Consider the following 26,066-nt stretch of genomic DNA (forward strand, 5'->3'; position numbering starts at 1 on the left):
TCCTGGCAGCGTGCCGGAGATCCAGTTCACGCCGCGCGCGCACTGTTTCGGGGAGACATGTACGACGATCAGCCGGTGCAGGCCGGAATGCGGGAGCGGTTGGCGGTGCTCGCCGCCGACATGGCAACTTTGCGCCACGATGTGGAAAGCGGCCAACTGCGGCTCGACCCTGAGGCGGGCCAGCAGATCCGCGACATGCTCGCCAGGCAGATGGAGCAGGTGGACGGCTGGCTGGCCCAGGCCCGCGGCTTGGCCCGGCGGGCCCCGCTCGGTCAGAACCCGGTCGGTGACGCGATGGCGGCGAAGTTCGAGGAACGCGCGGGCGGCGGCGGCACGTCCTTCACGGCGGTGTTCACCAGCTACCGGCAGGTCCTGCAGGACACCGACGACACCGTCGAAGAGGCGATGCGGCGCTACCGGGACGTGGAGGAACGGACGAGCGAGACGTTCAAGAGGCTCGCCCAGTGACATCAGCCGCAGTGACGTCAGTCCCAGTGACATCAGCCCCAATGACATCAGTCCCAGTGACATCGGCGGCGGTGATATCAACTGCGGTGAAACCCGGACTGGTGACATCCGAACCGGGGTCCGAACGGGACGGTGCGGGCCCGGGGCCGGCCGTGGCAGGGGGAAGGGCAGTTCGATGACGTACGAGGAGCCGAACCGGCCTGCGATCCAGGAGGTCGAGAACTGGGGCTCACGCAGCCACCGCGCTCTCTACGAGGCGGTCCACGCCAACAACGACCCAGGGCAGGCCACGGCGCTGGCCAACGAGTGGGCGACCATTGGCAGCGACATCGGCGAGGCGGCCCAGGAGGTCGCCCGTGGGCTGCGGGCCAGTGAGGCCGGGTGGCAGGGCGCGTCGGCCACCAAGGCCCGCAACGCCATGATGCGGCTGTCCGCTTGGGGCGAGAGCGCCGCGCAGACCGCCACCGGCATCGGCGGGCGGGTGGCCGAACAGGCCTACATCGCGCAGAAGGCCCGCGACACCATGCCCGAACCGGTGGAGTTCGACATGGGCGCGATGCTGATGCGCGGCTTCGCCATGGGCGGGCTGATCGGCCTGGCCATCGCGGCGGCCGACGTCAAGGCGGCCAGCGACCGGGCCAACGCGGCGCACCAGCAGGCTGTCGCGGTGATGACCACCATGGAGAACGAGTCGCGCGCGGTGGACAACAACGTCCCGGTGTTCGCGATGCCGCCGAACCCCGTCCGCGGTGACGACTCCGACCAGCTGATGGCGTTCCGTTCCGCACGCCCGGACCGCAGCGTCGAGCAGGAAGAGTTCCGGCAGGGCGAGCTGCGGGAACCCACGATCCCCGACTCGGCCATCCGCAGCGGCCCGGCCGGTGGCGAGATCGACCCGGCGACCCTCGACGGGCGGATGACCGGCACCAGGATGGACGTCGGCGCGCCGGGCTCCCCGGCGGGCGGGGCGGCCGGAATGCCGGGCTTCCCCGGCGGGAACGGGCCGGCCGGTGGCGCCGCGTTCGCCGGTGGCGGTGGTCCGGCTGGTGGGGCGGCGTTCGCCGGTGGCGGTGGTCCGGCTGGTGGGGCGGCGTTCGCCGGTGGCGGTGGTCCGGCTGGTGGGGCGGCGTTCGCCGGTGGCGGTGGCCCAGGCGGTGCCGGAGGCGCGGGCATGCCCCCGCCGATCCCCGATGTGACCGGAGCCGCCGGCGAACCAGCCGGTTTCGCCAGCTCGGCGGACCGGTTCCTGGCCTCGACGGCCGGCGGCGCGCCCGGCATCCCCGACGGCGGCGGTTTCGGCAGCGCGATGGGCGGCGGGAACGTGCCCGGCGGGCCGGGGAGCACCACGGGCCAGAGCGCCGCCATGCCTCCGCTGCCGGGCAGCTTCGGCCCCAACGGCGGTACGGACTTCACGTCGCAACGGCCGGGCATGCCCGGCACCACACCGCAGAACACCCCGGGCATGCCGCCGCCGTTCACCATGCCCGGCGGCATCCCCGGTTCCGGTATGGGCGGCGGCCAGGACTCCACCCGGCGTCAACAGCAGCAGCAACCGCCGGTGATGCCGCCGCTTCCCCCGCTGCCGCCGATGGGCAGCGGGCCGACCGGCGGCGGCAACTTCGGCGGCGGCAACTTCTCCGGTACCGGCAACTTCCCGAACAACACCACTCCGGGCAACGTGCCCGGAGGGCGGCCACCCGGCGCCGTGCCGCCTCCGCCGTTCCAGCCACCGCCTTCGAGCGTCCGCGGCGTTCCCTTGCCGTTCGGCGGTGGAACAACCGGTCCGGGCGGTCTTCCCGGCGGCGGCATTCCCGGCGGTGGGGGCGCGGGTGGCGGCGTTCCCGGGATTCCGGGCGGTGGCGGCGGTGCCGGTGCCGCCGCGTTCGGTGGCGGTGCGGCGGGCCGGATGCCCGGCGCGCCCGCGTCGATGTCCGGTGTGGGCCCGGTGGCCGGACCCGTGACGCCCGAGGAGCGCGGGTTCGGGCCCCGTGGAGCCGGCCCCGCCGGCCCGGCCGGTGGCGCGGGCATGGGTGCGATGGGCGGCATGGGTGCCGCGGGCGGCGCGCGCAACCAGGAAGACGCCGAGCGCAAGATGAAGTACGTCGACGGCGAGCAGATCATCGAGGTGCCGGGGGCCGAGCTGCCGCCGTCGGTGATCGGCGGCGCCAAGCCCAAGAAGAAGCAGGACTGAGCCGGTGACCGACTCCGCACAGATCGATCCCGGCTACGTGCTGTCCGAGCGCGAGTTCGACATCCTCTGCGGGGATCTCGGCCTCGGCCAGGTGCCGTACCCGTTGCAGGTGCCGAGCGTCGGCCGGACGATGTCCGAACGGGACAGCATCCGCCAGGACGTGCACCGGGCACTGGCCCGGCGTGATCTGGCGTCCGGGGACCGCGTCGACGAGGGCCTGGTCGACGTGCTGACCCTGCTGCTGGAGCACGACGTCTCGATCGACTCGGTCGGCTACGCGGGCAGGCCGCTGCGGGCCCTCGCGGTCACGGACCACGACATGGGCGTGGTCGCGTGGATGGAGGACGAGAGGATCAAGCTCGCCGAGGTCCGGCCGACCGCGCTGGTGGCGTCGCTCGTGGCGCTGCTCCCCCCGGGTGAGCCGGGGACCAGCAAGGCCATGGCGGTACAGGCCTCCGCGCTGGCGGCGGCGATCGGCTACGACGGCGACGACGATGACGACCCGTTCGCCGGGGACGACGACGAGCGCACCGCCCTGACAAGAGCGGGCGTGTCCGCCGAGGACGCGGGCAACCTGCTCGACCTGGCCCGCAACCGCAAGGCGGGCGGCCAGTTCGGGGTGTCGGTGCGCGGCCGCCGGGTCAACCCGTTGATCACCTGGTTCGACACCCACGAGGGGCGCTACCTGATGGTCGCCGACGACTCGTGGCTCAGTTTCGCGCCCACCGACAACGAACGGATCGAACGCAGGCTGGCCGACGTGCTGGCCGGCGCGACCGAACAGACCGGAGCCGGCCGGTGAGCCGGGCGACACGAAGGAGGTGCCGGCCATGTCGTTCGAGGTAGTGGTCGACGATCTGCGGGGACACGCGAGCCACCTCAACGGCCTGATGGACCGGCTGGGTACGGCCATCGATGCCGCCAACACCGTGAGCATGAGCGACGAGGCGTACGGCCTGCTCTGCTCGTTCCTGCCGCTGATCATCAACCCGATGGAGCAGGAGGGCCTGAAATCGCTGCGGGCCGCGAGCGAAGCCGTCGGCACGACCGCCGGGAACGTCCGGCTGGCGGCCGATCGCTACGAGCAGGTCGACCAGGCCATCAGCCGGCCGTTCGCCGAAACGCTGACGGAGTCGAGCACCCCGGCGGCCGTGAGGTCCTTGTCCGTGCGGCGGGCGGACAACGCCGTCGCCCAGTCCAGTGACGGAGATCGATGATGTCCCAGCCTGACACCGGGGGGATCGCGGGGCTGGCCCGTGACCCGGAAGCGGTCCAACGGAGCATCCAGCAGTGGGCCGCGGGCTTCGAGGCCAAGGCGCAGCGGTACCGCGCGGCGCAGGAGCAGACCGAGCAGCTGCGGCTCAGCGCGGCCAGCTCCGACGGCAGCGTGCGGGTGACCGTGCGCGCCGACGGGACCGTCTCGGACCTCCAGTTCACCGAGAAGATCCGGTCGATGCCGCTGGCCGACCTGTCCGCGCAGGTGCTGGCGACGATGCGGAAAGCGCAGTCGGGCATCGCCGACAAGGTCGGCGAGGTGATGACCGAGCAGCTCGGTGACGAGGACCAGCAGACCAGGTCGGTGATGCTGGGCAACCTGCGTGACCGGTTCCCCGAGCTGGAGGACCAGGCCGAGGATCCCGCGGACGCGGACAAGTGGGATCTGACCGACGAGGACGAGCCGCCCGTGGAGGACTCGGCGAGCACGCCACCGGCGCCACCAGCGCCCGCGGCGCCCCCAGTGCCGCCACCGTCGCCGACGCAGCCGCCGTCCGCGCCGCCCAGGCGCCGCCCGCCGGCGCGCGACGAAGACGACGACGACTTCGACCCCTTCAGCGAGTAACGCGTTCGAGGAGAACCGATGAGCAACCCCCTGGTCGCCGAACGCCAGGACTCCACGACGGGGTTCAGCGGTGTGCCGCTGCTGGAATCGGCCAACGACACCGCGCAGGCCATCAGCAGCGGTGACTGGGCGTCCGGCGTGATGGGCATCGCCGGCACCGCGCTGGACGCGCTGAGCATGGCGCTGGACCCGTTCGGTTCGATCTTCGCGGCCGGGGTCGGCTGGCTGATCGAGCACGTCGGTCCGTTGTCCGACGCGCTCGACGCGTTGACCGGCGACCCGGACCAGATCAAGGCGCACGCGCAGACGTGGACGAACATCGCCCAGGAGCTGGGGTCGATCAGCGCGGATCTGGCGTCCGCGATCCAGGCCGACACCTCGGCGTGGACCGGCGAGTCCGCGGACGCCTACCGCGGCCAGGCCACCGACATGGCCAACCTGATCACCGCCGCGCAGACGGCCGCCGACGGTGCCGCGAGCGGGGTCGGCATCGCCGGTGAGGTCGTCGCGGCGGTGCGCACGCTGGTGCGTGACATCATCGCGGAGCTGGTCGGGCGCCTGATCAGCTGGGCGTTGCAGGTGTTGTTCACGCTGGGCATCGGCATGGTGTGGGTGGTGCCGCAGGTGATCGCCGCCGTGGCCAAGACCGCGACCAAGATCGCCAAGATCACCTCCGGCCTGGTGGAGGCGATGGGCAAGCTCGGCAATCTGCTGACCAAGCTCAGCAAGAACTTCGACGAGGTCGGCAGCGCGCTCAAGAAGATCGAGGCGGGCAAGGTCGACGCCCCGCAGACCCGGTCGCTCGGCCCGGACACCAGCACCCCGGGCTCGACCGGCCCCAGTGGTTCGCCCGGTGGCGGCTCGTCGGGTTCGCCGGGGAGCGGGGGAGTGACCACCCCGTCGGGTTCCACCGGTTCGAGTGGTTCGCCCGGCGGTGGCGGGTCGCCGGGCGGTGGCGGGCAGACCAACCTGTCCGGATCGCCGGGCGGCGGCGCACCCGGTACCAACGGCGGTCCGTCCACCCCGCCGCCCGCCAACGGTCCAGCCACTCCGCCGCCCGCCGGCGGCACAGGCAACGACTTCACGACGAGCGGTGCTTCGACGCACGGTCCCAGCACCAGCCGCGGCGGTCCGGGACTGGACGGCCCGCGCGACCGCGCCGTGCCGTCGGACTCGAAGAACCTCGTCTCGGACCCCGTGGACGTCGCGACCGGCGAGGTCGTGATGACCCAGGTCGACCTGACGCTGCCCAGCGCGGCCGGCGAGCTGGTGCTGTCCCGCACCCACCTGTCGTCCTACGGCGCCGGCCGGTGGTTCGGCCGGTCCTGGGCGTCCACAGTGGACCAGCGGCTGGCGGTCGGCCGGGACGAGGTCCGGTTCTACGCCGAGGACGGCATGGTCCTGGTCTACCCGCTGCCGGCCGGTCAGCCGGTGCTGCCGCTGGAAGGGCCGCGGCACCCGCTGTCCCGCACGCCCGACGGCTACGTGCTGTCCACCGGCACTCGCGACCTGCACTTCGCCGGTAACGGCGACACCGTGCCGCTGACGGCGATCGAGCAGAACGGCAGCCGAACCGAGATCGCGCGCGCTGCCGACGGCGCGCCCACCGCGTTGCGCCGCGACGACGGCACACAGGTCCAGATCAGCGTCGTCAACGGCCGGATCGTCGCGTACGGCGCCATGGGAGCCGCGCCGCTGGTCCGGTTCGGCTACAACCAGCTGGGTCAGCTGACCACGGTCATGGACTTCGTGGGCCGCCCGATGACGTTGGACTACGACACCGAGCACCGGCTCGTCGGATGGCAGGACCGCACCGGCACCTGGTACCGGTACATCTACGACGCCGCGGGCCGCTGCGTGCGCACGGTCGGCGCGGACGGCTTCTACGACGCGGCGTTCGCCTACGACGTCAACCCCAGGACCACCCGGCACACCGACGCACTCGGCCACACCTGGACCTACCGGATGAACGACGCCGGGCAGCTGGTCGAGCGGATCGATCCACTCGGCAACTCGCGCCGGTACACCTGGAGCCGCTACGACCAGCTTCTGTCCCAAGTGGACGAGCTGGGCCGGGAAACCCGTTACGACTACGAGAACGGCGAGCTGGCCGCCGTCACCCGGCCGGACGGCTCGGTGGTGCGGGTGGCGGCCACGCCCGAGGGCGAGACGCGGCTGCAGGCGGGCGAGGCAGACTCGGCCGTCCACCGGGTGGTCGCCGCGATCGACCCGTTCACCACCCTGCCCGGGGCCGCGATGTCCACCGATCTCGCCGCGGCGCCGGACCCGCTCGGCGACGAGCCGGTGATCGACCGGTCGGTGCGCCCGGAGAACCGGGACGTGTTCGGCCGGCCCCAGCTGGTGCACACCGCTTCCGGTGGTGCCGTTCGCCTGGGCTGGACGGCCGAAGGCCGCCGGTCCGTGCGGATCGGTCCCCAGGGGCACCGGGAGACCTGGCAGTACGACGCGGAGGGCCAGGTCGTCGAGTACCGCGACGCGGCCGGGGGCGTGCGGCGGCGCAGCTACGGGCCTTTTGGGCTTGTGATGCAGGACATCGACACCGCGGGTGCGCGCACGACGTACACCTACGACGGCGAGCTGCGGCTGACCTCGGTGACGAACCCGCGCGGCCTGACGTGGCGCTACACCTATGACGCCGCAGGCCGCCTGGTCGAGGAGACCGACTACGACGGCCGCAAGTTCACCTACACCTACGACGCGGCCGGGCAGCTGCGCCGGATGGTGAACGGCCTCGGCCAGCCCACCGAGTACGACTACGACCTGCTCGGCAACCTCGTCGAACGGCGCACGACCGAGGAAGTCACCCGGTACGCCTACGACGCGCTGGGCCAGCTGGTCCTGGCCGAGAACCCCGAGTCCCGGGTGGCGATCATCCGGGACGAGCGCGGCCGCGTGATCGCCGAGACGATCAACGGGCTCGGCGTGGCCTGGGACTACGCCGGCACGGTGCTCCGCCGCCGCACATCGTCCGGTGTGGACAGTGAATGGAGCTTCGACGAGGCGCGCCTGCCGCGTTCACTGCGCATCGCCGGGCACGTCGTCGAGTTCCAGCACGACCAGGCCGAACGGGAGGTCTTCCGGAGCGTCGACGGCAAAGTGGTGCTCCGGCGGCGGTTCGACGCGGAGGACCGGCTCGCCGCGGAGGACATCGCCGGAGTCGGGCAGCGCACCTACGGCTACCGGCCGGACGGCAAGCTCGCCGCGGTCGACGACGCGTCGCGGCCGTGGCGGTTCGGGTTCGACCAGGCGGGCCGGATCAGCGAGGCGCACGGCCCGGCCGGCGTCGAGCAGTTCGCCTACGACGCCACGGGCGCGATCACGTGGGCCGCCACGCCGATCCTGCCGGGCCCGCGGAACTACAACGGGAACGCGTTGCTCACAGCAGGCGGCACCCGTTACACCGGCGACGCGCAGGGCCGGATCACCGGTCGGCACCGCGCCGGCGCGTCCTGGACGTACACATGGGACCAGCTGGACCGGATGCGTGGCGTCCGTACGCCGGACGGTGCACTGTGGACATATCACTACGACCCGCTGGGCAGGCGGTTCGCCAAGCGCCGGTGGGTCACCGGACCGGACGGCGAACCCCAGCTCACCGCGGACACCCGGTTCCTGTGGAGCGGCACCGACCTCGTCGAACGCGTGCAGTTCGGTGTGGACGGATCAGCCCGGATCACCACCTGGGAGCGCCACCCCATGGACAGCCGCCCGATCGTGCAGATCGAGCGCACGGGCCTCGCGGAGCAAGGCCGGTTCCGCACGGTGATCACGTCGCCCGCCGGTACGCCGACCGAGCTGCTGGACGAACGGGGCGCCGTGGTCTGGCAGGACCGGAGCAGCTTCTGGGGCGCGGCGCTGCCCGGCTCGGGCAGTGCCGCCATGCCGCTGGCGTTCCCCGGGCAGTACCGCGACGAGGAAACCGGGCTGCACTACAACGTGTTCCGGTACTACGACCCGGAGACCGCGCGCTACATCAGTCAGGACCCGCTCGGTCTGGCCGCCGCGCCCAACCCGGTCGGCTACGTGACCGAACCCCTGCTCACCGGTGACCCGCTCGGGCTCGTGGGCTCCTGCGGCGCGAGCGGCGCGCCGCCGAGCCGCAAGCGGCCCCGGCCGGACGACTTCGACCCGCCGCCGCCCGCCAAGAAGCAGGACACCAGCATCGCCGTGCACCGCATGAGCAGGGAGGAGTTCGAGAAGTTCAAGCCCCAGCTCGACCAGATGATGCGCGCCGACAAGCACTACTTCTGGTCCGGCGGGTACAAGCAGGGCCAGGGTGCCGACAGCGACCCCTACCTGGGCTCGATCGAGATGAAGGCGAACCAGATGGCCAAGCAGGACGGTGGCAACACCCTCGAAGGCCTCGTCGCCGACAACCGCATGAAGATGCCTGGCTGGGTCGACGACAAGATGATGAAGGACAACAACCAGGGGTACTGGACGCACAGCGACCTCAAGAACCCCGACGGCACCCCGATGAGCAACGAGGACCAGAAGAAGTTCGTCAAGGAAAAGTGGGACATCGCGTCGGAAACGTTCGCGGAGAACTCGGGCAAGGACACCCACGTCGTCTTCCCGGGCACGCCGGGCAGCCAGACCAGCACCGGCATCCCCAACCCGAACGGCGACATCTACCCTTACCGCCGGGAGAACAACGTCTTCGACGTGACCGAGTACCCGAGGCTGGAGAAGCACGGCATCCAGGTCACCGAGCACAACGCCGACACCGGTGAGACCCGCCCCTACCAGAAGCCGCCCACCAAGAAACCCTGACCCGCGGTGAGACGCTCCAAAGAGGACCGCAATGTCCTCTTTGGAGCGTTGAGCCGCGCCGGCGGTCAGGCGGCCGGTTCGCGCAGGGGTGACAGTGCGCACTCCCGGCCAGCGGCTGCTCGCTCAACTCGCGAGGCCCTGGTGGGTCAGCAGGTGGCTACCGGTCGGACACGGCGCGAAGCGCGGGGCGTACTGCGTCGCCGAACATGCGCTGTACGTCCGTGCCGGGGAGGCTCGGCATCTCGGCCCAGTGTGTGACAACCTCCTCGCCGGTCGGCCTGCCGATGGGGAGACGGACCACGCCGTCGGAGTCGAAGAAGCAGTTCTCGATGACCTCTCCGGTTTCCTCCACCGGGTGGATGCGACGGAAGTACATGGGGAGTACCAGCCAGAACTCCCGGCCGGAGAGCGAGTCGGGGTCATCTTCCGGCTCGCCGGGATAGCGGCCGGTCACGGCTGCGACGATGCCGGCGCCGTCGCGGGGGAGTCGCTCGTCGGCCCGGATCCATTCGACTGTCGTCTTCATGCGGACGGTGCTTTCTGGTCGAGGGGCGTTGATGAGTGCCGGCTGTGACAGATATCGCCCACTGTCACATCGGATCAGCACCACCGTGCCATCCGGCGCGCTTCAGAATGCGAGTTGCTCAGCCACGATCGGCACGGCGAGTCTTCGCCGCTACCCAGTTCTCGATGCCGTCCAGGAATCGGTCCACTCCGAAGCTGAGCTCGACGGGCAGTACTTCCCCGTCAGCCCGCTCGGGTCCGGAGTGGCCGCTGGCGGTTTCGGCGGCGTGGACGGCTGTCAGCGCGGGGTAGGCGTGGGGGTCGATGAGCTCGGCGAGTGCGTGTGCCAGTTCGGCTTCGTTGTGCGGCGATCCGTCGGCGGTCTTGTGTGCGCTGGTCATGTCCATGCTGATCTGTGCTGTGCCGCGCACGACCGCGGTGAGGTGCAGGGCTGCCGCCCTTGCCTCGCCACCCACCAGCCCGGCCGTCAGCAGGGGTTGCAGCAGGCGGTCGAGCCATGCGAGCTGGTTGGGTCCAATCGGTGCGTGGTCGAGCGGGACACGTAGTAGCCAGGGGCGGGTCCGGAAGCCGGTCCACAGCGCGCCGACCCACTGCCGGACCGCGTGCCGGAAGTCCCTTGTGTTGTCGAGTTCGGGTGGTTGCCCGGCCGCGATGTCGGCCACGACCTCCAGCAGCAGGTCCTTGCTCGGGATGTGGTTGTAGATGGACATCGTCGAGTAGCCGAGCTCGGCGGCGATCCGCTGCATCGACAGCGCCTCCAGGCCGTCGACGTCGGCGATCCGGACGGCGGCGTCCGCGATCTGTGCCACGGTGAGCTTCGGCCGGGGGCCGCGCCGGCCCCGGGAGCGCCCCGCCCACAGCAGCGTGAGGCTGTGCTGCAGATCAGGGCCCTTGCTGTCTCGTGTTGTCATCCGCCATCCCGTCGTGGTGTCTCCGCCATTCTAAAACTATGTATGACATACGTTTTTATGTATGGTGTACGTAGTTTTTGTCCCGCCTCGTCACGAACGGATCGCCATGACCCACACGATGAACGCACCTCCCGCGGCTCCGCCTCGCCGTGCCCAAACCTGGTGGCGCCGCCCCTGGATCGTGCCGCTGCTGCTGGTGGTCGCGGCGTTCCTGGCCTTCTCGGTGCCGCCCTACCTGACCTTCGACCCGTCCCTGTCCCGCCTGGAACCGCCGGAGGGCAACCAGATCTACTACCCGTTGCTCGTCGCGCACGTCCTCTTCGGCACCGTCGCGATGGTGACTGCGTGCTTCCAGATCTGGCCCGCGTTCCGCACACAACACCGGCGCGGGCACCGGATCACCGGCCGGGTCTACGTCTTCGGCGGGGTGCTGCCCGCCGCGCTGCTCGGGCTGTACATCGGCTGGCACACCGCGGCCGGCCCCTCCGTGCGGGTGGCCAACCTCGTGGGCTCGGCGCTGTGGCTCACGGTCACGATCATCGGGCTGCGGATGGCCCGCCAGCGCCGCTACGGCGAACACCGGAAGTGGATGTCACGCAGTTTCGCGCTCACCATGTCGATCGTTCTGAGCCGAGTCATCAACGTGGTGGCCACGATCGCGCTCACGCCCCAGGTGGACACCACCTTCGGCGGCAGCGCGGAACTGATGCAGTACAGCGCCGCGAGCATCGGGGTCTGGCTCAGCCCCTTGCTCCTGCTACTGCTCACGGACTGGCTGCTGGAACGCCGCAAACCCGGTGCCCGCCGTCCCGCGCCGTCCGCGTGACTCCTGCGGGTTCTCCGGTCCTGCCAGGGGTGCGGAAGGGCGTAACCCCTTGTGCAGCGGCGTGAACAGCCGTGCGTCGGCCGCACAGCAGCGGTCGACGCACGGCTCAGGTCTTTATCGCCGTGGTGGGAACGAGTCGATCAGTGTTCTGGCCGGCGAGCCGAGACCGGTCGAGGTGTTGTAGCCGGGCACGAAATCGAGGTTGTGGTTGGCGTACTGGCCGGGGGTGGCGAGTCGGACACCGTCGAAATAGTTGACCGCGAAGGCGATCGTGTTCGGTGTTCCCGCCAGGTTGTCGCTGATTCGGTGGAAGGTGTGTGCGCGGGTGTAGAAGGCCGGGTTGGCGAAGCCGAGCGGCCCGTGTTTCTGCACGAGGAGCGCTTCGACGCCGGCGAACAAGGGGGAGGCGAGGCTGGTTCCGCCTCCGTTGCTCTTGATGTAGACGATGTTGCGGCCGGCGTCGTACTGGGTGATGCCGATGCGGAGACCGAGGTAGTACTCGGCGAGCGCGGAGACGTCAGGGATGGTGCGCATGGGCGGGGTGCCGGCGAAGGCCGGGGGCACCACACCTTGTTGGTAGGAGGGTTGGCCGAACACGGTGCTGGTGCCGCCACCGGTCGCCTTTCCCTGGTAGCCGGGCGGTTCCGTGTCCCAGCCAGTGCCGTCGGCGGACAGGTCGGTGTAGTCGGTCGCCCAGACGATCTCCCACAGGCGCCTGTTCCCCGCGCCGATGCCGAGGGAGGTGCCGCCCACCGCGGTGACCCACGGGCTGGACGCGGGGTACTCGACGGTCCTCATGCCATCGACGATGCCGCCGCCGGAGTCGCCGCTGGCGAAGTTGAAGGTGATGCCTTCGACGGCCGCCTCCTGGAACAGCCGCTCATACGCGGCGATCGCGTCGGGTGCCGAACCGGGGGTGTAGCCGGTGATGATCGATCCGGACACGACGTCGGCCAGGCGTTCGTCCACGACCCTGGCGATCGCGTCCAGCACAGGGTCTCCCCAGGTGCTGCTCGATCCGACCACGTAGGCGATGTTCGCCTCCGGTGCCATCGCATGCGCGGCCTGGATGTCCATGGTGAACTCGCCGCCGGTCGGTTCCGGGGTGACATCGGGTGCGACGTGCACGGTGAACTGGCCTGGCGCGAAGGTGGGTTCGCCGTGCTCGGCGGAGATGCGGTCCGTGTCGGCCAGGGCGTTGGCTTCGTAGCTGGACCCGATGATGCCGATGGTCACACCCTTGCCCGTGAGGCCGGTGCCGGTGATTCCGTAGGCGTCGCGGATCTGTTTCGGGGTGTAGCCGCACGGTGCCCATTGGACGGGGCGCGCGTAGGCAGGAGGTAGCTCGGTGGCCGGTGTGTCACCGTAGTGGTCGGGACAGGGGTTGACCGGTGCGCCGGCTGAGCGGACTGCCTTGTGTGGTGCGGATTCCGTACGCAAGGCGCCGGCCGGAGAAGCCGGCTTCGGCTTCCCGCGCAGGACGGTGAGACCTGTGACGGCGAGAACGTCGCGCCCGACCGCGGCGGGCACGGTAACCGGATCGACCGCTGCGCGAAACGGGGTTCCGAAGAACGTGTAGTTCCTGATCCGCGTGCCGAAGGCGGTGGATGCCTGGGCGACGGTGCCGCGCACGACGACGCCACGGTGACTGATCTGGTCGATCGACAGACCGGTGCCGCGCAGCCAAGCCGTGACCGCGTCGATCCGTTGCTGTGCGGGACCGAAGCGGGCGCGTGTCTGGGCAGGTGTCAGGAAGTGGCGGTAGCGAGGATTGGCCGGGTCGGACACCGCGCGGGCGTAGGCGGCCAGGCCGGCGGCGTCCCCGGTGAGGAACACCTGGACGGTGACCTGAGTGGACGGATCAGTCGGTCCGGTGTCGGTGCCCTTCCGGATCAGCCGGTCCGCCAGGGTGTCCGTCAGGCGTGCCACGGGCACCCGGCCCGGCTCGCCCGCATGAACCGTACTGATCCCGGAAAGGCTGACGGCTGTGGCGACGAGAACGCCCAATGCCGTGTAGAGCGTGCGTTTTCTCCGCATGTCTCTCCTTGGTGCGACAACAACGCACTCGTATGACGCGTGCCCGCGGGCGGAGGTTTACCACATCCCGACGTCGTCACGAACAGCTCGAATCCTTGGCTGGCAAGGGAAATCTGCCCGGTCATGGCACCGCGCCGGGCAGGCGGCCCTTAGGCCACATCGGCCGCGAGCATGCCCGCACGGGCATGCTCGCGGCCGGTTGGCCGGAATCGCCGGTCTACGGCGCGGTCGAGGCGTGGGCCGTGATGCCCGGCCGAGCCGAGCGTGTCACGTCCACTGTGGAGCGCCTCACCGGCCCGCACTGCACGTCAGCTGACCACCGGCTTGCTCAGCAGCTGCGAGGCCACCGGCGCGGGCCGCGGGTCGATCGTGCCCTCCACGAAGATGGCGTACCACAGGCAGAACACCAGCACGGTCCAGATCTTGCGGCTGTAGTCCGCCGCGCCCCGCTTGTGCTCGTGCAGCAGGCGGCGGACGTACCCGAGGTCGATCAGGTGCCCTGCCTTGGAGGTGTCCAGCACGTGCGTGGCCCACTCGTACATCTCGCCGCGCAGCCACACCCGGATCGGCGTGGGGAAGCCGAGCTTGACGCGGTTGACGATCTCCGGCGGCACCACGCCCTCCATCGCACGGCGCAGGGCGTACTTCGTGTCGGCCGACCGCGGCGGCAGCTTCAGGTCCGTGGGGATCGTCGAGGCGACGTCGAACACGTTGTAGTCCAGGAACGGCACCCGGACCTCCAGCGAGTTCGCCATCGACATCCGGTCGGCCTTGACCAGGATGTCGCCGCGCAGCCACGTGTAGACGTCGATGTACTGCATCTTCTCGACGTCGCCCAAATGCGCGGCCTCTGCGTAGATCGGCGCCGTGACGTCGGTGTACTGCACCGACGAGTCGTACTGCCGCAGCAGCGTCGCCTTCTCCTGCTCGGTGTACATCCGCGCGTTGCCGTAGTACCGCTCCTCGATCGGCGTGGTACCGCGTTCGAGGAAGCTCTTTCCCTTCATCCCCTGGGGGATCGCCTTGGACACCGCACGCAGGCCGCGCTGCATCGGCGCCGGCAACCCGGACACCGGGCGCAGCGACAACGGCTCGCGGTAGACCCGGTAGCCGGCGAAGAACTCGTCCGAGCCCTCGCCGGACAGCGCCACCGTGACGTGCTCGCTTGCCTTGCGCGCCACGTAGTACAGCGGGATCAGGGCCGGGTCCGCGACCGGTTCGTCCAGGTGCCAGACGATCCGGGGCAGGGCGTCCATCATCATCTGCGCGGTCACCGAGATCGGGTGCATCGTGACCCCGAGGTGCCGCGCCGACTCCTGCGCCACCGGCAGTTCGGAGTAGCCGTCCACCTCCAGCGCGGCGGTGAACGTCAGGATGCGCGGGTTGACCTCGCGCGCCAGCGCCACCACCGCGGTGGAGTCGATCCCGCTGGACAGGAACGCCCCGACCGGCACGTCCGAGCGCATGTGGATCCGCACGCTTTCCCGCAGGACCTCCCGGATACGCCGGTACAGCTCCTCCGGGTGGTCCTGCGGTGTCGGGCGGAACTCCGCCCGCCAGTACCGCCGGATGGCGAGCCCGTCACCACCAGGCCGGTAGGTGAAGCACTCGCCCGAGCCGATCCGCCCGATGTCCCGGTGCAGCGTGCCGGGTTCGGGGACGTACTGCAGCGTCATGTAGTGCGCCAGGCTGGCCTGGTTGATCGTGGTGTCACCCGAGGTCGCGAACGGCAGTAGCGCCTTCTTCTCACTGGCGAAGAACACGCCGTGCTCGGTGACGAGGTGGAACAGCGGCTTGATCCCGAACGGATCGCGCGCGCCGAACGCGACGCGATCCTGCCGGTCCCAGATGACGAAGGCGAACATGCCGCGCAGCCGCCGGACGGCCGCGGGCCCCCACTGGTGGTACGCCGCGACGATCACCTCGGTGTCGCCTTCGGTGGCGAACACCGCTCCCTCGGCCGCGAGTTCCGCTCGCAGCTCCAGGTAGTTGTAGATCTCGCCGTTGAAGGTGATGGTGTACCGGCCGTCGGCGTAGCTCAGTGGCTGGTGGCTGTGCTCGACGTCGATGATGGACAGCCGTTTGAAGCCCATCACGACGTCGTCGCCCTCGACACGTACCACTGTCTCGTCGGGACCGCGGTGGTGAATGCTTTCCAACGCTTCCGACATGCCGTTCGCGTGAGCGCGTGCGGCGCCGGCGGCGCTGACATAGGTGAGCAGTCCGCACATGAGTTTTCAGGTCCTCGTCAGGGGATCAGCGCCGGGATGCTCGAGTCGAGCAGGCCACGGCCGGACAGCTCGCCGTACAGCGGTGTGGTTTCCGGGTAGTGCCCCCACGCGTGGTCGCCGCTGCCGTCGCCCACGTGCCCCAGCAGTTGCCGCTGCACCGGGTTGACCGTGTCCCACCACGGCTGCTGCGGCAGGTCGGCGACCTCGTCGCGGATGGTGATCCAGCGGTAGGTGTAGCCGAAGAAGGCGACCTTGCGCGTGAAGTCCGAGTAGTTGTCCGACCGGGCGTGCCAGATGCGCCGGTCGAAGAACAGCACGTCACCGGGGTTGACGGTGACCTGGATCGCGCCCGGCGGCTGCGGCCACTCGACGTCGCGCTTGGGCGGGCCGGGCAGCCAGTTCGTCTTGTGGCTGCCGGGCACGATGGTCAGGTTGCCGCGCCCGGGCTCGGAGACGTCCGACAGCCAGAACGCGAGCTTGACCGACAGGCGCGGCCGGGGATCGGTCTCGATCTCCCGGTTCTGCCGCCCGCCGTCCTGGTGCCAGTGCCACCAGAACGGTTTCCGCTCGGTGATCCGCGGGTGCACGTCGATGTGGGAGTGGTAGACGTGGGCGTTCCAGCCCAGCATCGACCAGACGTAGCCGAAGACCGCGGGGTGGTCGAGCATGCTCACCAACTCGGGGCAGTTGCGCACCGCGCTGAGCAGGTGCAACGACCCCTCCTTGGACCGCTCGGCGGCCGCGGTCTCGTAGACCCGGTCGATCGCCGCGGTGTAGAAGTCGACTTCCTCTTGGCTGAGCGCGCCGCGGATCAGCAGGTAGCCGTCCTTCTCGAACTGGTCGCGCTCGGTCAGAGTCATCGACTTCCAGGCGTGCTTCATCACCGGAGTACTCAATGGTCACCTTCTTGCCTCAATAACCGTCAAAGGCGCACCAGCCGCCTCCTGGTGCCGGCATCGGTGGCGTCCGCGATGCCGCTGCCCCTACTACGTCCATCCAGGACGGAGGGTTGAGTGTGAAAAAGCGCGAGTTCCGGAACCCTGATCCGCGGCGGCGCCGGCGTCGGGAAGGTTCCCGGACTGTTGGTGGTCCACGCTGCTGTGGGGTGAGCGGTGGTGCCGAGGATGCGGATGCGGCGGGTGGCGTGTTCGATCACGGCGAGGACGAACAGCCTGGCCTGGGGCTGCGAAGACGTCGGCGGCGAGGATGGCGGGTGCCCGGCTGAGCAGGAAGTGGCCCAGGGCTGCCGGTGCGGCGAGGAAGGCGCGGCCGGGTGGGGGAGAGGGGTGGTTTGTGGACTTGGCGTCGCAGGATGGCGAATTGGTGCCACCGGACCAGGATCTCGTTGCCGGTGTGCGGTGGCGGGCGGTACAAGTCCCTGTCCAGGGCGACCTACGTCGCCTCATCCACCGGATCGCCTCGTCGACACGGCGTCACGCTCGGCCTCTGCGGCGGCGAGGCGCTGCTGAGCGAGGCGGCGTCGAGCGCATGTGGTCGCGCACCGGTGCGAGCAGACCGGCGAGGGCCTTGACGTCGTCACGCGACAGCGGCTCGAAGAGCATGCTGCTGACGACCTCGATGTGACCGGGCAGCACCTTGGCGAGCAGCGCGCGTCCGGCATCGGTGATGGTGACGGTGATGCTCCGCTCGTCGTCCGGAGAGGGGGCACGCATGACCAGGCCCGCCTTTTCGAGCAGACCTGCCTGATAGGTCAGGCCACTGCGGCTGTAGACGACGCCGTCGGCCAGGTCGGTCATGCGATGGCTGCCTGTCGGCGAGTCGCCGAGCCGGGCCAGGAGCTGGAACTGCACGTAGCTGAGATCGCCGGTCTCACGCAGCTGCTGCTCGACCGCGTGCCGGAGCAGGCTGGTCACCTCGATGAGGTCGAAGTAAGCGCCGAGCTGCACGGGATCGAGCGACGGCGGCGAATCAGGCATGGCACGAGTCTACTGCTTCGAATTCGAAGTGCGCCGTGGCTGGGCGGGCATCGCGGCCCGATGGGTGACCTCGTGAGCGCGTGTCGACGGGCTGGTCACCCTTACGTGTCCGCCAGCGGTGTGTCGATGCTGTCGGTCGAGTACCGCGCGCACACCTCCGCCCCGGCGCCCCGCACGAGTTCGACTCCATCGCCTTCGACTCCGACGGCGCCCGCGCCATCGCCGCCCGGGTCCGAGGCCTGAAGTCGATCTGACGTCACAGTGAAGCCGGGCTGCGGCATGCTCGTCCGTCCACTGTGGAAGCGGCACCGCGCAAGGGTTCGGCGGCGGCGATCCCCGAGGGCCCGGCTTCGTCCTCAGGGGACTGACCTGGACGATCGACGTCCACCCGCGGAACGTCAGGCGGAACTACTTACCTGTTTACTGGGCAGCGCGATCAGCGCGGCCGCCGCCCGACGTGTCGCGCCACGGCAGCAGCATCGCTGTCACCGGGGGAGCGGAGCTGATCGCTGACTCGGTCGAAGCGGGGCTCGTTGCGGGCGGGACCACTCCGATCCCGCGGAGCCGGAGAAGCGTCCACGCGACTCGGACGCCGGTCCAAGCAGCGTCCGAGTCACGGTCACGTCCTCTGTCACCTCTGCAGGATTCAGAGCTTCAACTCGGCCAGCCCGACGATCTGGCCCAGCTGGTCGAGCGTGACCAGATGGTGCGGAGTGGTCGGCGGGGACTTGGCCTTGCCGTGCTGCTCCACAGCGTTGGTCGACACGTTGGACGTCATCGCGTAGACCTGCGTGCCGTTGGGCAGCCTCGTGTGCGCTATCAGCAGTACTTCACCCCGGGAACTAAAAGGCACGGTGGTGAGCTGCACCGACCGTCCACCGAACTCGCGCTGGACGCAGGTGTTGGGCGCCGCGCAGGTCGGCCTCGCGTCGTTTCTCCTGCTGTCGGCGACCATCACGTACAACGTGCCCTCGTTGCCATGTCGGTCGACGAGATCAGCAGCGGCCTCGTAGTGGTTGCGCTCCGGTTCGAACTGCAATGCCCTCCCAGATTCGGTGGGTGCCCTGAGCGCGAGTTCGGCGGGCACGATCCGGCTTTCCGCGAGCACCTTGGTGAACTGCTGCGCCACACCCGCCGACAGCGGTGGTCGTGGCGACGGCGACGTCGTTGGTCGCGACGACGACGTCGAGGGCGTTGGGGGCGTTGGTGGCGGTGCGCCAGGCTGAAGTTGCTCCGGCTGGCCGACGCCGACGAACACCGTCGTGCCCACGACGACCGCGGCCAACACCGTCCCACCGGTCGTCGCCATCCGCCGGCGCAGCAACCGGCGTCGTCCGTTCTTGATCAGCTGTGCCCGGTCGATCCGAACGGGTGGTTCGGCCTTGAACGCCGTCGTCAGTACCTGCTTGATGTCGTTCATCGCTGCTCCTCGAACATCGGGGTCCCGAGAAGGGTGCGCAGCGCGGCGAGACCCTTCGCGGCCTGACTCTTGACGGTGCCTTCGGTCCGGCCGAGCAGGCGGGCGACCTCGGCGACGCTGAGGTCCTCCCAGTACCGCAGCACCACGACCGTGCGTTGCCCCAGCGGTAACGCGGCCAGCGCGCGCCGCACGTCGAGATCCGGCGCGGCCGATGAGACCGGCACGTCGGGCACATCGGCAACAGCCCCCTCCCGCCGGAGGAAGCCACGCCGGCCTTCGTCGATCGCGCACCGCACCAGCACCTTCCTGGCGTACGCGTCCACGGTCCCGTCGCGCCGTACCCGAGGCCATGCCACGTAGAGCTTGGTGAGCGCGGTCTGCACGATGTCCTCGGCGCGATGCCAGTCCCCGCACAACAGGTACGCGGTGCGCCGCATCACGAGAGCACGCGCGTCCACGTACTCCCCGAACTCACGATCACGGTCCAACGGTTCCCTCCTCGGTCGCCGCTTAGTACGGAACGACACCCGCCGGAGGTTGCCTCGCGCCGGAATCGCCGGACCGTTCCGCACCGGACCAATGCTGCCGCTGATGCCCGGACCGGCCACCCACGACTACGTCCGGCATGGCACGCCTGTTCCTGGCACTCGGCCGGGTGATCCGCGTAGGGCGGGAAGGCGGTCGTATAGACAGCGACTATCGACCATGACGGTGACCGGACAAGCCCCGCGAGCTACGCGACTGCCCCATCCTCGGAGAAATCACCCGCCAACCGTGATCAGACGGCGGAGACACGGATGCCGAGATCCCACCACGCCGCACAACCATCGGACCACGTCATCGCCATCTCCGCGCGAGGTGGCGGACAGCTGTACGCGACCAGGTGAATTGACCTCAGGTCGAGTGGGGTGGGGTCGTGTGGGATCCGTCGTCATGACAAGGTGTCACCATGAGCAGCAGCGCTACGCGACTTAGGAGTGGGGCGTTCGGCGTCGGCTACGAGGGCCGCGACATCCACGAGTTCGTCGCGGAGCTTGTGCGGCGCGGGGTGTCTCGGCTGGTCGACGTCAGGCTGACGCCGATATCTCGCAAGCGTGGATTCAGCAAGACAGCGTTGCGTGATGCGCTCGCCGAAGTGGGGATCGAGTACGACCATCGCAGGGAACTGGGAAACCTCAAAGCGAATCGTGCTGGTTTCGGGGGGAACGAGATCGAACTCAAGCAGGCGAAGGATCGCTACGCCGAGTTGCTTGAGGCGGATGAGGCTCAAGCCAGCCTGGATGACCTCGCGCGGTTGGCTGTTGACGAATGCATCGCCGTGCTGTGCTTTGAGGCCGATCAACGGCGTTGTCACCGCGACGTCGTGCTGGGTGAGATAGCCGGCCGACTACCTCGAAACTGAAGCAAGCCGTGGCGGATAGTAGACGCCGAGCACGCTGAACGTCCTGGGATGGGCAGCCACGTTGCCGACGTAGAATGCCACGTCTCGGTCGGGGGCGCACATTTTGTGCAGGAATCGCCGTTCGAGGTGCTCGCACGCTGCGGTGTCGTTCAGTCCGCCGAGTCGAAGCAGTTGGAACGCCACGAACTCCCAGTCGATGAAGCCCTGTTTGTGCCCGCGGCAGGTTGGCTCTTGGCATTCGTAGTGGTAGGTGCCCGCGAAGCGCGGTGCCCGTAGCGGAGTGCGGTCCTCGTTGCCGAACAGAGTGATCTGCTTGACGTAGTCGTCGATCTTGGCCTGCTGGCTGGATGACCAGCCGGGGTGGCGAGTGATCCGTAACGCCGTGATCCTCTTCGGTCGGATCAGTCCGAGCGACTGGCTGTCCATGGTGGCGCCGCGGTGCAGCCGGCACATGGTGATTTCGGTGATTGCCGGGTCCAGCCAACGGCGGCGACGAGCCCAGTCCTTCAAGTGATTTGTGACTTTCAGTGTCGGCATTCGCGGTCGCCAACTCTCTCGTCGGCTGTCCTGCCTTGCCGGTACTGCTTCCACCGACACGATGTCGTACTTCTTGAAGCTGGCGTCTCGGCCGAGCTCGCGGAAGTTGATCGGGTACAGGCGGACCCAGCCTGGTCGCTCTGGGTCGGTGCTCAGCCCGGCGACGCAGACTGTCTCACCGTACTTTTCCGAAGGATTGGGCGCTGCCTTCACGGTAACCAGGACTTGGAGCGTGACAGCCCGGTCGCCGGCGGGCTTCTCAGCGGGTCTGTCCGGTGGCTGGCCGAAAATCGGAAGTTGTGTCATCAGACCTCCCCGATCCGCGCGTGAACTACTCAACGTAATTCGCAAGCTGTCGTTTTGTGATCGTCCGAAGGGGTGATCCGTCTGTGCGCGGCTGTGAGTCAGGGTGACGTGCGCCAGTGGACACGCCTCGTGGGAGCCGCCAGTTAACGGCGCCCGGAAAGCAGGCGCCTGGGTCGTGTTTCAAATGCCCGATCGCGATAGCCGGGCCGGATGCGGCCCCTGACGCCACCGCGGGACCGCCCAAAGACAACCAGTATTCGCGGCGATCCCGCGGCGACGCCAGGAACCGCCCCACCGAGCCGATTCCGGCCTCCGGCCGGGGCAGACTCTCATCGACCGGGACATTCGAAACACGACCTAAGGCATCGCCGGCTGTTCGATCTACTCGAGGATCGGCCGAATCGGTCCCGGAGTGGAGTCAGATGCCTTGAGCATCGGCTCGTGAGGCGCTACCGGTGATTCCCACACGTGTTGATGCGGCGTCCCGCTCGTTCGACCACTCAAGTGTGATGGTCGACCAGGTGATCGTTCATGAGCTGCCTACGGTGCGTCAGCTTGTGCGGCACGTATGACGCCTGCGATGGCGCGGGAGATGCGTTCGGCAGCGCCGTCGGGGTCGGGCTGGCCTGTGTCGAGCCAGGCGATCACGGCTTCCAGCGTGAAGGCGGGAATGACCTGGGCTGCCCAGTTCTGCCAGGCGCCGTCGGGAATCGCTTCGGCGATGTGGCGGTAGGCGATGTCGGTGGAGTCCCATCGGATGGTGTCGGTGATGTCGCGGAACTCCGGTTCCCTGGCGGCGTGGCGGAACAGCAGCCGGAACCCGTCGGGATCAGCGGCGGCCGCGCGTAGCAGCGTTGGAAGGCTGCTTTCGTCGTAGTTCTCGGTGCCGACTGCTTCTCCGAGTCGGGTGCACGCGCGGTCGAGTACCGCACGGTACAGGTCGCTTTTGGACGCGAAGTGCCGATAGAGGATCACGTGCGTCACGCCTGCTTCGGACGCCACATCGTCGAGGCTGGTGGCGGCGTACCCGGTGCGGGCGAACGCGCGGGTGGCCGCGTCGAGGATCTGTTCGCGCCGCTCGGCGCGCGGCATGCGTCGGACGCGCTCCACTTCCGTTGCCGATGTCGGCTGCGTGGAACGTCGTTCCGTCGCCATCGCACCAACCTCCTCTTGTTCAAGTCAGACTATACAAGTAACTTGTTTAAGACATCTTGTACAAGTGATCTGTAACTATGGAGGTAGTGGTGAGTGATCCTGTGCGCCTGCCGTTCGAGCAGGTAGACCCGTTGCGCAGAGCGCCCGAGCTGCGCGAGCTGCAGTCCCGGGGTGTGATTCATCGGGTCCGTACCGCAGTGGACGATGAGGCGTGGCTGGTGGTCGGTCATGCGCAGGTGCGGCGTTTGCTGGACGACGACCGGCTCAGCCGTGGCCATCCGGCACCGGAGACCGCGGCTCGAACCGGCGATTCCGCCTTGTTCGGCGGCCCTTTGGGTGACTTCGCCACCGAGCGGGCCGACCACACACGGATGCGATCTCTGTTGCAGCCGCACTTTTCGCCCAAACGCATGCGTGCGCTGCGGCACAGAGCGGAAGCTCTCACGGAAAGATTGCTTGATGACATGGCCGAGCACGGGTCGCCGGTGGATCTGCACACGGCGCTCGCGCTGCCGCTGCCAGTTCTGGTGATCTGCGAGCTGCTCGGCGTTCCCTACGAGGATCGTGACCAGTTCCGGGCCTGGACGGACGATGCGATCAACACCGCTGATCGGGCCCGTTCCGAACAAGGCCTGGGAGCACTGTTCGAGTATGGCCGGAAGTTGGTGGCCCGCAAGCGGGCAAATCCCTGCGACGACGTGATCTCGCGGCTGTGCGCCACCGACGGGGTGTCGGATCTCGAAGCCGCCGGGATGTCCATGGCATTACTGCTGGCGGGGCACGAGACCACGGTCGTGCAGATCGGCATGGGCACCCTTCTGTTGCTTGCCAACCGTGAGCAATGGCAAGCCTTGGTGAACAACCCGGATCTGGTGCCAGGCGCGGTCGAAGAGTTGCTGCGGGCGTCCGGCAGAGGCGGCGGCATCCCCCGCTACGCCAGGACTGATCTGGACATCGACGGTGTCACCGTGCACGCCGGTGAACTCGTCATCCTCGACAACGGCGCAGCCAACCACGACCCGGCCGTCTTCGCCGACCCAGACCAGGTCGACGTCACCCGCCCGGCTGCCAACCACCTCACCTTCGGCCATGGCGCCCGGTACTGCATCGGAGCTCCCTTGGCTCGCATCGAACTGCAGGTGGTGTTCCGCCAGCTCGCCACCCGGTTCCCGGCCCTGCGGCTGGCCGTCGACGTGCAGGAGTTGACCATGCGCCACGACGTGCTGACCGGCGGTCCAGCCGAGCTTCCCGTGCGATGGTGACCTACGGGCTTGGGTTCACGAGGAGAACGCGATGAGCAAGGACAATGGTGTCGACCGACTGCGAGCGAAGTGGGACCAGTACGCACCCCGGTATGACCGCGACATCAGCTTCTTTGAGCGACTGCAGTTCCGCGGAGGGCGCGAATGGGTCTGTTCGCAAGCCCACGGCGACGTCCTGGAAGTGGCTGTCGGCACCGGCCTGAACCTGCCGCTCTACCCGCACGGCGTGCGGCTGACCGGCGTCGACTTCAGCCCGGCGATGCTGGAGCTGGCCCGCGTCCGGGCGGCCGGCCTCGGCCAGGACATCGACCTGCACGAAGGGGACGCGCAGGCGTTGCCGTTTCCGGACGCCTCATTCGACACTGTGGTGTGCACACTCGGATTGTGTGGTTTTCCAGACGAACGTACGGCCATCGCGGAAATGCATCGAGTGCTGCGTCCTAACGGGACACTGTTGCTCCTCGACCACGTCGGCAGCCACCACCGGTTGATCTACTTCGGACAGTGGCTGCTGGAGAAGCTCACCGTGCGGACGCTGGGGGACTACCAGACCCGCCGGCCGCTGCCGCTGGTGGAACAGGCGGGGTTTGTCATCCATCGGCAGGAACGGCTCAAAGCCGGCATGGTGGAACGGGTGGCAGCGACCAAGCCTTCCGCGGAAGGCAGCTGAGCTCTCCTCGTGAGTGTTTATCAGGGTTAGAACCCTGATCCACCGGTGAATGTGTTGGTGGTGGGTATGTCGTAGACGGGCAGGTGCCCTCTGAGCTGGGATGATTGTTCTTGTCTAGGGAACAAGCCATCACAGAAGAGGGCACCTGTTAAGTGAAAGCATCGCATACCCGTGGTGGGATTGACGCGAGGTTCGACCATCCGACGTTGGTGTCGCAGGCCGGGCTGGTGCCGGCGATGCGATTAGCGCAGGATGCGGGCCTGTCTGAGCTGGCCGATAGGCATGTCCGGCTGGGTGGCTCGATCGGCGCCAACGCCGGCGCGAAGATCGCGTCGATCGTGGCGGGCATGGTCTGTGGCGCGGACTCGATCGACGATCTGGACGTGATCCGCCATGGCGGGCTGCCGCTGCTGTTCGACGGTATCAGGGCACCGTCCACGCTGGGCAGCTTCCTGCGGTATTTCGGCATCGGTCACCTGACCCAGTTGCAGCACGTGGCTCACGGGGTGCTGGTCAGGCTGGCCGCCCAGACCCCGCTGCTGCCCGGCGTCGATCAGCTGGCCTTTGTGGACATGGATTCCAAAACCCAGCAGGTGCACAGCAAGAAACAAGGTGCCGCGTACGGGCACAAGAACCTGTTCGGCCTGGACTACCAACTCATCACGCTGGGCACCCCGCTGGCCGCTCCGGTGATCCTCGACAGCCGGCTACGCGGCGGCAACGCCCACTCCGCCCGCAACGCCGCCAGCCTGCTGCGCCGCTCGCTGACCACCGCCCGAGCCTGCGGCGCGACCGGCCCCATCCTGGTACGCATGGACTCGGCGTTCTTCAACGGCGAGGTCATCACCGAGGTGATCACGGCCGGCGCATGGTTTTCCATCACCGCACGCCACAGCGGCAACGTCACCGCCGCCATCCACGACATCCCCGAACCACACTGGCAACCGGTCACCTTCGCCACCCCCATCCGCGACCAGGACACCGGGCAGCTGATCACCCACGCCGAGATCGCCGAGACCAGCCTGACCGTTCTCACCAACATCACCCGGCACCCCACCGGACCAGCCACCCTCCGGCTGATCGTGCGCCGCGTGCCCATCACCACCCCGCACACCGACCAACAACCACTATTCCCCGCTTACCGCTACCACGCCATCCTCACCAACTCCCCACTCGAAAAGACCCAAGCCGAGGCCTGCCACCGCCAACGAGCCGGCAGCATCGAACACGTCCTGGGCCAACTCGCCACCAGCACCCTGACCCACTTCCCGTCACACGCCTTCATCGCCAACGCCGCCTGGCTGATCCTGGCCACCATCACCCACAACCTCCTGCGCGCCACCGGCTGCCTGGCCACCGGACGCTTCGCCCGCGCCCACACCACCACCCTGCGCCGCACCCTGATCACCGTGGCCGCCCAACTCACCCGCCAAGCACGCCGCACCACCCTGCGCCTGCCCACCCACTGGCCCCACCGCAACGCCTGGCTACTGCTGTTCGACCGGGCACACTCCCCACCCCCACTCCAGCATTGACCACCCACCAAGGCACCCC

At 68.8% G+C, this 26,066-nt stretch carries 22 protein-coding genes; 11 read left to right on the forward strand and 11 right to left on the reverse strand.

Features of this window, described 5'->3' with window-relative positions:
- Window positions 1–57: 57 nt before the first annotated feature.
- The 6 genes from GC106_RS40410 (at window position 58) to GC106_RS40435 (ending at window position 9,293) form a co-directional block, all read left to right on the forward strand.
- Window positions 58–468 carry a hypothetical protein gene (locus GC106_RS40410; RefSeq protein WP_246367936.1) on the forward strand — a complete coding sequence of 137 codons (411 nt, stop codon included), beginning with the start codon at window positions 58–60 and terminating at the stop codon, window positions 466–468.
- Between the two features lie 175 nt (window positions 469–643).
- Entirely contained in the window at window positions 644–2,659 is a 2,016-nt protein-coding gene (locus GC106_RS40415) for a WXG100 family type VII secretion target (protein WP_173141471.1), read from the forward strand.
- A 4-nt stretch (window positions 2,660–2,663) separates the two neighbouring features.
- Window positions 2,664–3,461 carry an ESX secretion-associated protein EspG gene (locus tag GC106_RS40420; RefSeq protein ID WP_312873263.1) on the forward strand — a complete coding sequence of 266 codons (798 nt, stop codon included), beginning with the start codon at window positions 2,664–2,666 and terminating at the stop codon, window positions 3,459–3,461.
- 28 nt (window positions 3,462–3,489) lie between these two features.
- Window positions 3,490–3,876, forward strand: coding sequence for a type VII secretion target (locus GC106_RS40425; RefSeq protein WP_173141472.1), 387 nt, complete (start codon window positions 3,490–3,492; stop codon window positions 3,874–3,876).
- On the forward strand, window positions 3,876–4,499 hold the full coding sequence (locus GC106_RS40430) for a YbaB/EbfC family nucleoid-associated protein (RefSeq protein ID WP_173141473.1): 624 nt from the start codon (window positions 3,876–3,878) through the stop codon (window positions 4,497–4,499). Before GC106_RS40425 ends, GC106_RS40430 begins: the two co-directional genes overlap by 1 nt.
- An 18-nt stretch (window positions 4,500–4,517) precedes the next feature.
- A complete protein-coding gene (locus GC106_RS40435) occupies window positions 4,518–9,293 on the forward strand; it encodes an RHS repeat-associated core domain-containing protein (RefSeq protein ID WP_173141474.1) in 4,776 nt (1,591 codons plus the stop codon).
- A gap of 157 nt (window positions 9,294–9,450) precedes the next feature.
- Here the strand turns inward: GC106_RS40435 and GC106_RS40440 are convergent, their stop codons facing one another.
- On the reverse strand, window positions 9,451–9,819 hold the full coding sequence (locus GC106_RS40440; RefSeq protein WP_173141475.1) for an AQJ64_40280 family protein: 369 nt from the start codon (window positions 9,817–9,819) through the stop codon (window positions 9,451–9,453).
- Between the two features lie 118 nt (window positions 9,820–9,937).
- The gene (locus tag GC106_RS40445) at window positions 9,938–10,729 is read right to left on the reverse strand and encodes a TetR/AcrR family transcriptional regulator (protein WP_173141476.1); all 792 of its coding nucleotides are present in this window, start codon (window positions 10,727–10,729) and stop codon (window positions 9,938–9,940) included.
- A gap of 118 nt (window positions 10,730–10,847) precedes the next feature.
- Here GC106_RS40445 and GC106_RS40450 point away from each other — a divergent pair, with 118 nt between their 5' ends.
- The gene (locus GC106_RS40450; RefSeq protein ID WP_376777816.1) at window positions 10,848–11,555 is read left to right on the forward strand and encodes a DUF2306 domain-containing protein; all 708 of its coding nucleotides are present in this window, start codon (window positions 10,848–10,850) and stop codon (window positions 11,553–11,555) included.
- Between the two features lie 114 nt (window positions 11,556–11,669).
- Here GC106_RS40450 and GC106_RS40455 read toward each other — a convergent pair whose 3' ends face one another.
- The 7 genes from GC106_RS40455 to GC106_RS40485 all read right to left on the reverse strand — a co-directional run bounded on the left by GC106_RS40455 (window position 11,670) and on the right by GC106_RS40485 (window position 19,668).
- Window positions 11,670–13,592, reverse strand: coding sequence for a S53 family peptidase (locus GC106_RS40455; RefSeq protein ID WP_173141477.1), 1,923 nt, complete (start codon window positions 13,590–13,592; stop codon window positions 11,670–11,672).
- A 308-nt stretch (window positions 13,593–13,900) separates the two neighbouring features.
- On the reverse strand, window positions 13,901–15,823 hold the full coding sequence (asnB, locus tag GC106_RS40460) for an asparagine synthase (glutamine-hydrolyzing) (RefSeq protein ID WP_173141478.1): 1,923 nt from the start codon (window positions 15,821–15,823) through the stop codon (window positions 13,901–13,903).
- Between the two features lie 17 nt (window positions 15,824–15,840).
- Window positions 15,841–16,719 carry a phytanoyl-CoA dioxygenase family protein gene (locus GC106_RS40465; protein ID WP_217281565.1) on the reverse strand — a complete coding sequence of 293 codons (879 nt, stop codon included), beginning with the start codon at window positions 16,717–16,719 and terminating at the stop codon, window positions 15,841–15,843.
- Between the two features lie 26 nt (window positions 16,720–16,745).
- Window positions 16,746–16,979, reverse strand: a complete 234-nt coding sequence (locus GC106_RS48420; protein ID WP_246367938.1) for a hypothetical protein — start codon at window positions 16,977–16,979, stop codon at window positions 16,746–16,748.
- Window positions 16,980–17,256: 277 nt separating this feature from the next.
- A complete protein-coding gene (locus GC106_RS40475; protein WP_173141479.1) occupies window positions 17,257–17,760 on the reverse strand; it encodes a MarR family winged helix-turn-helix transcriptional regulator in 504 nt (167 codons plus the stop codon).
- A 646-nt stretch (window positions 17,761–18,406) separates the two neighbouring features.
- Window positions 18,407–19,180 carry a hypothetical protein gene (locus tag GC106_RS40480; RefSeq protein WP_173141480.1) on the reverse strand — a complete coding sequence of 258 codons (774 nt, stop codon included), beginning with the start codon at window positions 19,178–19,180 and terminating at the stop codon, window positions 18,407–18,409.
- Window positions 19,177–19,668 (reverse strand): SigE family RNA polymerase sigma factor, encoded by a 492-nt coding sequence (locus GC106_RS40485; protein WP_173141481.1) that lies wholly within the window; start codon window positions 19,666–19,668, stop codon window positions 19,177–19,179. The genes GC106_RS40480 and GC106_RS40485 overlap by 4 nt, the downstream gene beginning before the upstream one ends.
- A gap of 461 nt (window positions 19,669–20,129) precedes the next feature.
- Here GC106_RS40485 and GC106_RS40490 point away from each other — a divergent pair, with 461 nt between their 5' ends.
- The gene (locus tag GC106_RS40490; protein WP_173141482.1) at window positions 20,130–20,582 is read left to right on the forward strand and encodes a DUF488 domain-containing protein; all 453 of its coding nucleotides are present in this window, start codon (window positions 20,130–20,132) and stop codon (window positions 20,580–20,582) included.
- Here GC106_RS40490 and GC106_RS40495 read toward each other — a convergent pair.
- Window positions 20,568–21,425, reverse strand: a complete 858-nt coding sequence (locus tag GC106_RS40495) for a DUF8757 domain-containing protein (RefSeq protein WP_173141483.1) — start codon at window positions 21,423–21,425, stop codon at window positions 20,568–20,570. The genes GC106_RS40490 and GC106_RS40495 overlap by 15 nt on opposite strands.
- A gap of 540 nt (window positions 21,426–21,965) precedes the next feature.
- Window positions 21,966–22,580 (reverse strand): TetR/AcrR family transcriptional regulator, encoded by a 615-nt coding sequence (locus GC106_RS40500; protein WP_173141484.1) that lies wholly within the window; start codon window positions 22,578–22,580, stop codon window positions 21,966–21,968.
- An 89-nt stretch (window positions 22,581–22,669) separates the two neighbouring features.
- On the opposite strand from GC106_RS40500, the gene GC106_RS40505 reads away from it, so the two are divergent.
- From GC106_RS40505 to GC106_RS40515, 3 genes are all read left to right on the forward strand, one after another.
- Complete coding sequence (locus GC106_RS40505; protein WP_312873265.1) at window positions 22,670–23,842, forward strand: cytochrome P450; 1,173 nt, start codon at window positions 22,670–22,672, stop codon at window positions 23,840–23,842.
- Window positions 23,843–23,873: 31 nt separating this feature from the next.
- Window positions 23,874–24,512 (forward strand): class I SAM-dependent methyltransferase, encoded by a 639-nt coding sequence (locus GC106_RS40510; protein ID WP_173141486.1) that lies wholly within the window; start codon window positions 23,874–23,876, stop codon window positions 24,510–24,512.
- A 152-nt stretch (window positions 24,513–24,664) separates the two neighbouring features.
- Window positions 24,665–26,047, forward strand: coding sequence for an IS1380 family transposase (locus GC106_RS40515; protein WP_312872492.1), 1,383 nt, complete (start codon window positions 24,665–24,667; stop codon window positions 26,045–26,047).
- Window positions 26,048–26,066: the final 19 nt, after the last annotated feature.

The organism is Kibdelosporangium persicum (assembly GCF_013280595.1).
GTDB lineage: Bacteria > Actinomycetota > Actinomycetes > Mycobacteriales > Pseudonocardiaceae > Kibdelosporangium > Kibdelosporangium persicum.

Excerpts from the sequence above, each read along its gene's own strand:
- GC106_RS40410 (WP_246367936.1), top strand. The coding sequence starts at position 58 with ATGTACGACGATCAGCCGGTGCAGGCCGGAATGCGGGAGCGGTTGGCG.
- GC106_RS40415 (WP_173141471.1), top strand. The coding sequence starts at position 644 with ATGACGTACGAGGAGCCGAACCGGCCTGCGATCCAGGAGGTCGAGAAC.
- GC106_RS40425 (WP_173141472.1), top strand. The coding sequence starts at position 3,490 with ATGTCGTTCGAGGTAGTGGTCGACGATCTGCGGGGACACGCGAGCCAC.
- GC106_RS40430 (WP_173141473.1), top strand. The coding sequence starts at position 3,876 with ATGTCCCAGCCTGACACCGGGGGGATCGCGGGGCTGGCCCGTGACCCG.
- GC106_RS40435 (WP_173141474.1), top strand. The coding sequence starts at position 4,518 with ATGAGCAACCCCCTGGTCGCCGAACGCCAGGACTCCACGACGGGGTTC.
- GC106_RS40440 (WP_173141475.1), bottom strand. The coding sequence starts at position 9,819 with ATGAAGACGACAGTCGAATGGATCCGGGCCGACGAGCGACTCCCCCGC.
- GC106_RS40445 (WP_173141476.1), bottom strand. The coding sequence starts at position 10,729 with ATGACAACACGAGACAGCAAGGGCCCTGATCTGCAGCACAGCCTCACG.
- GC106_RS40450 (WP_376777816.1), top strand. The coding sequence starts at position 10,848 with ATGAACGCACCTCCCGCGGCTCCGCCTCGCCGTGCCCAAACCTGGTGG.
- GC106_RS40455 (WP_173141477.1), bottom strand. The coding sequence starts at position 13,592 with ATGCGGAGAAAACGCACGCTCTACACGGCATTGGGCGTTCTCGTCGCC.
- asnB (WP_173141478.1), bottom strand. The coding sequence starts at position 15,823 with ATGTGCGGACTGCTCACCTATGTCAGCGCCGCCGGCGCCGCACGCGCT.
- GC106_RS40475 (WP_173141479.1), bottom strand. The coding sequence starts at position 17,760 with ATGCCTGATTCGCCGCCGTCGCTCGATCCCGTGCAGCTCGGCGCTTAC.
- GC106_RS40480 (WP_173141480.1), bottom strand. The coding sequence starts at position 19,180 with ATGAACGACATCAAGCAGGTACTGACGACGGCGTTCAAGGCCGAACCA.
- GC106_RS40490 (WP_173141482.1), top strand. The coding sequence starts at position 20,130 with ATGAGCAGCAGCGCTACGCGACTTAGGAGTGGGGCGTTCGGCGTCGGC.
- GC106_RS40495 (WP_173141483.1), bottom strand. The coding sequence starts at position 21,425 with ATGACACAACTTCCGATTTTCGGCCAGCCACCGGACAGACCCGCTGAG.
- GC106_RS40500 (WP_173141484.1), bottom strand. The coding sequence starts at position 22,580 with ATGGCGACGGAACGACGTTCCACGCAGCCGACATCGGCAACGGAAGTG.
- GC106_RS40510 (WP_173141486.1), top strand. The coding sequence starts at position 23,874 with ATGAGCAAGGACAATGGTGTCGACCGACTGCGAGCGAAGTGGGACCAG.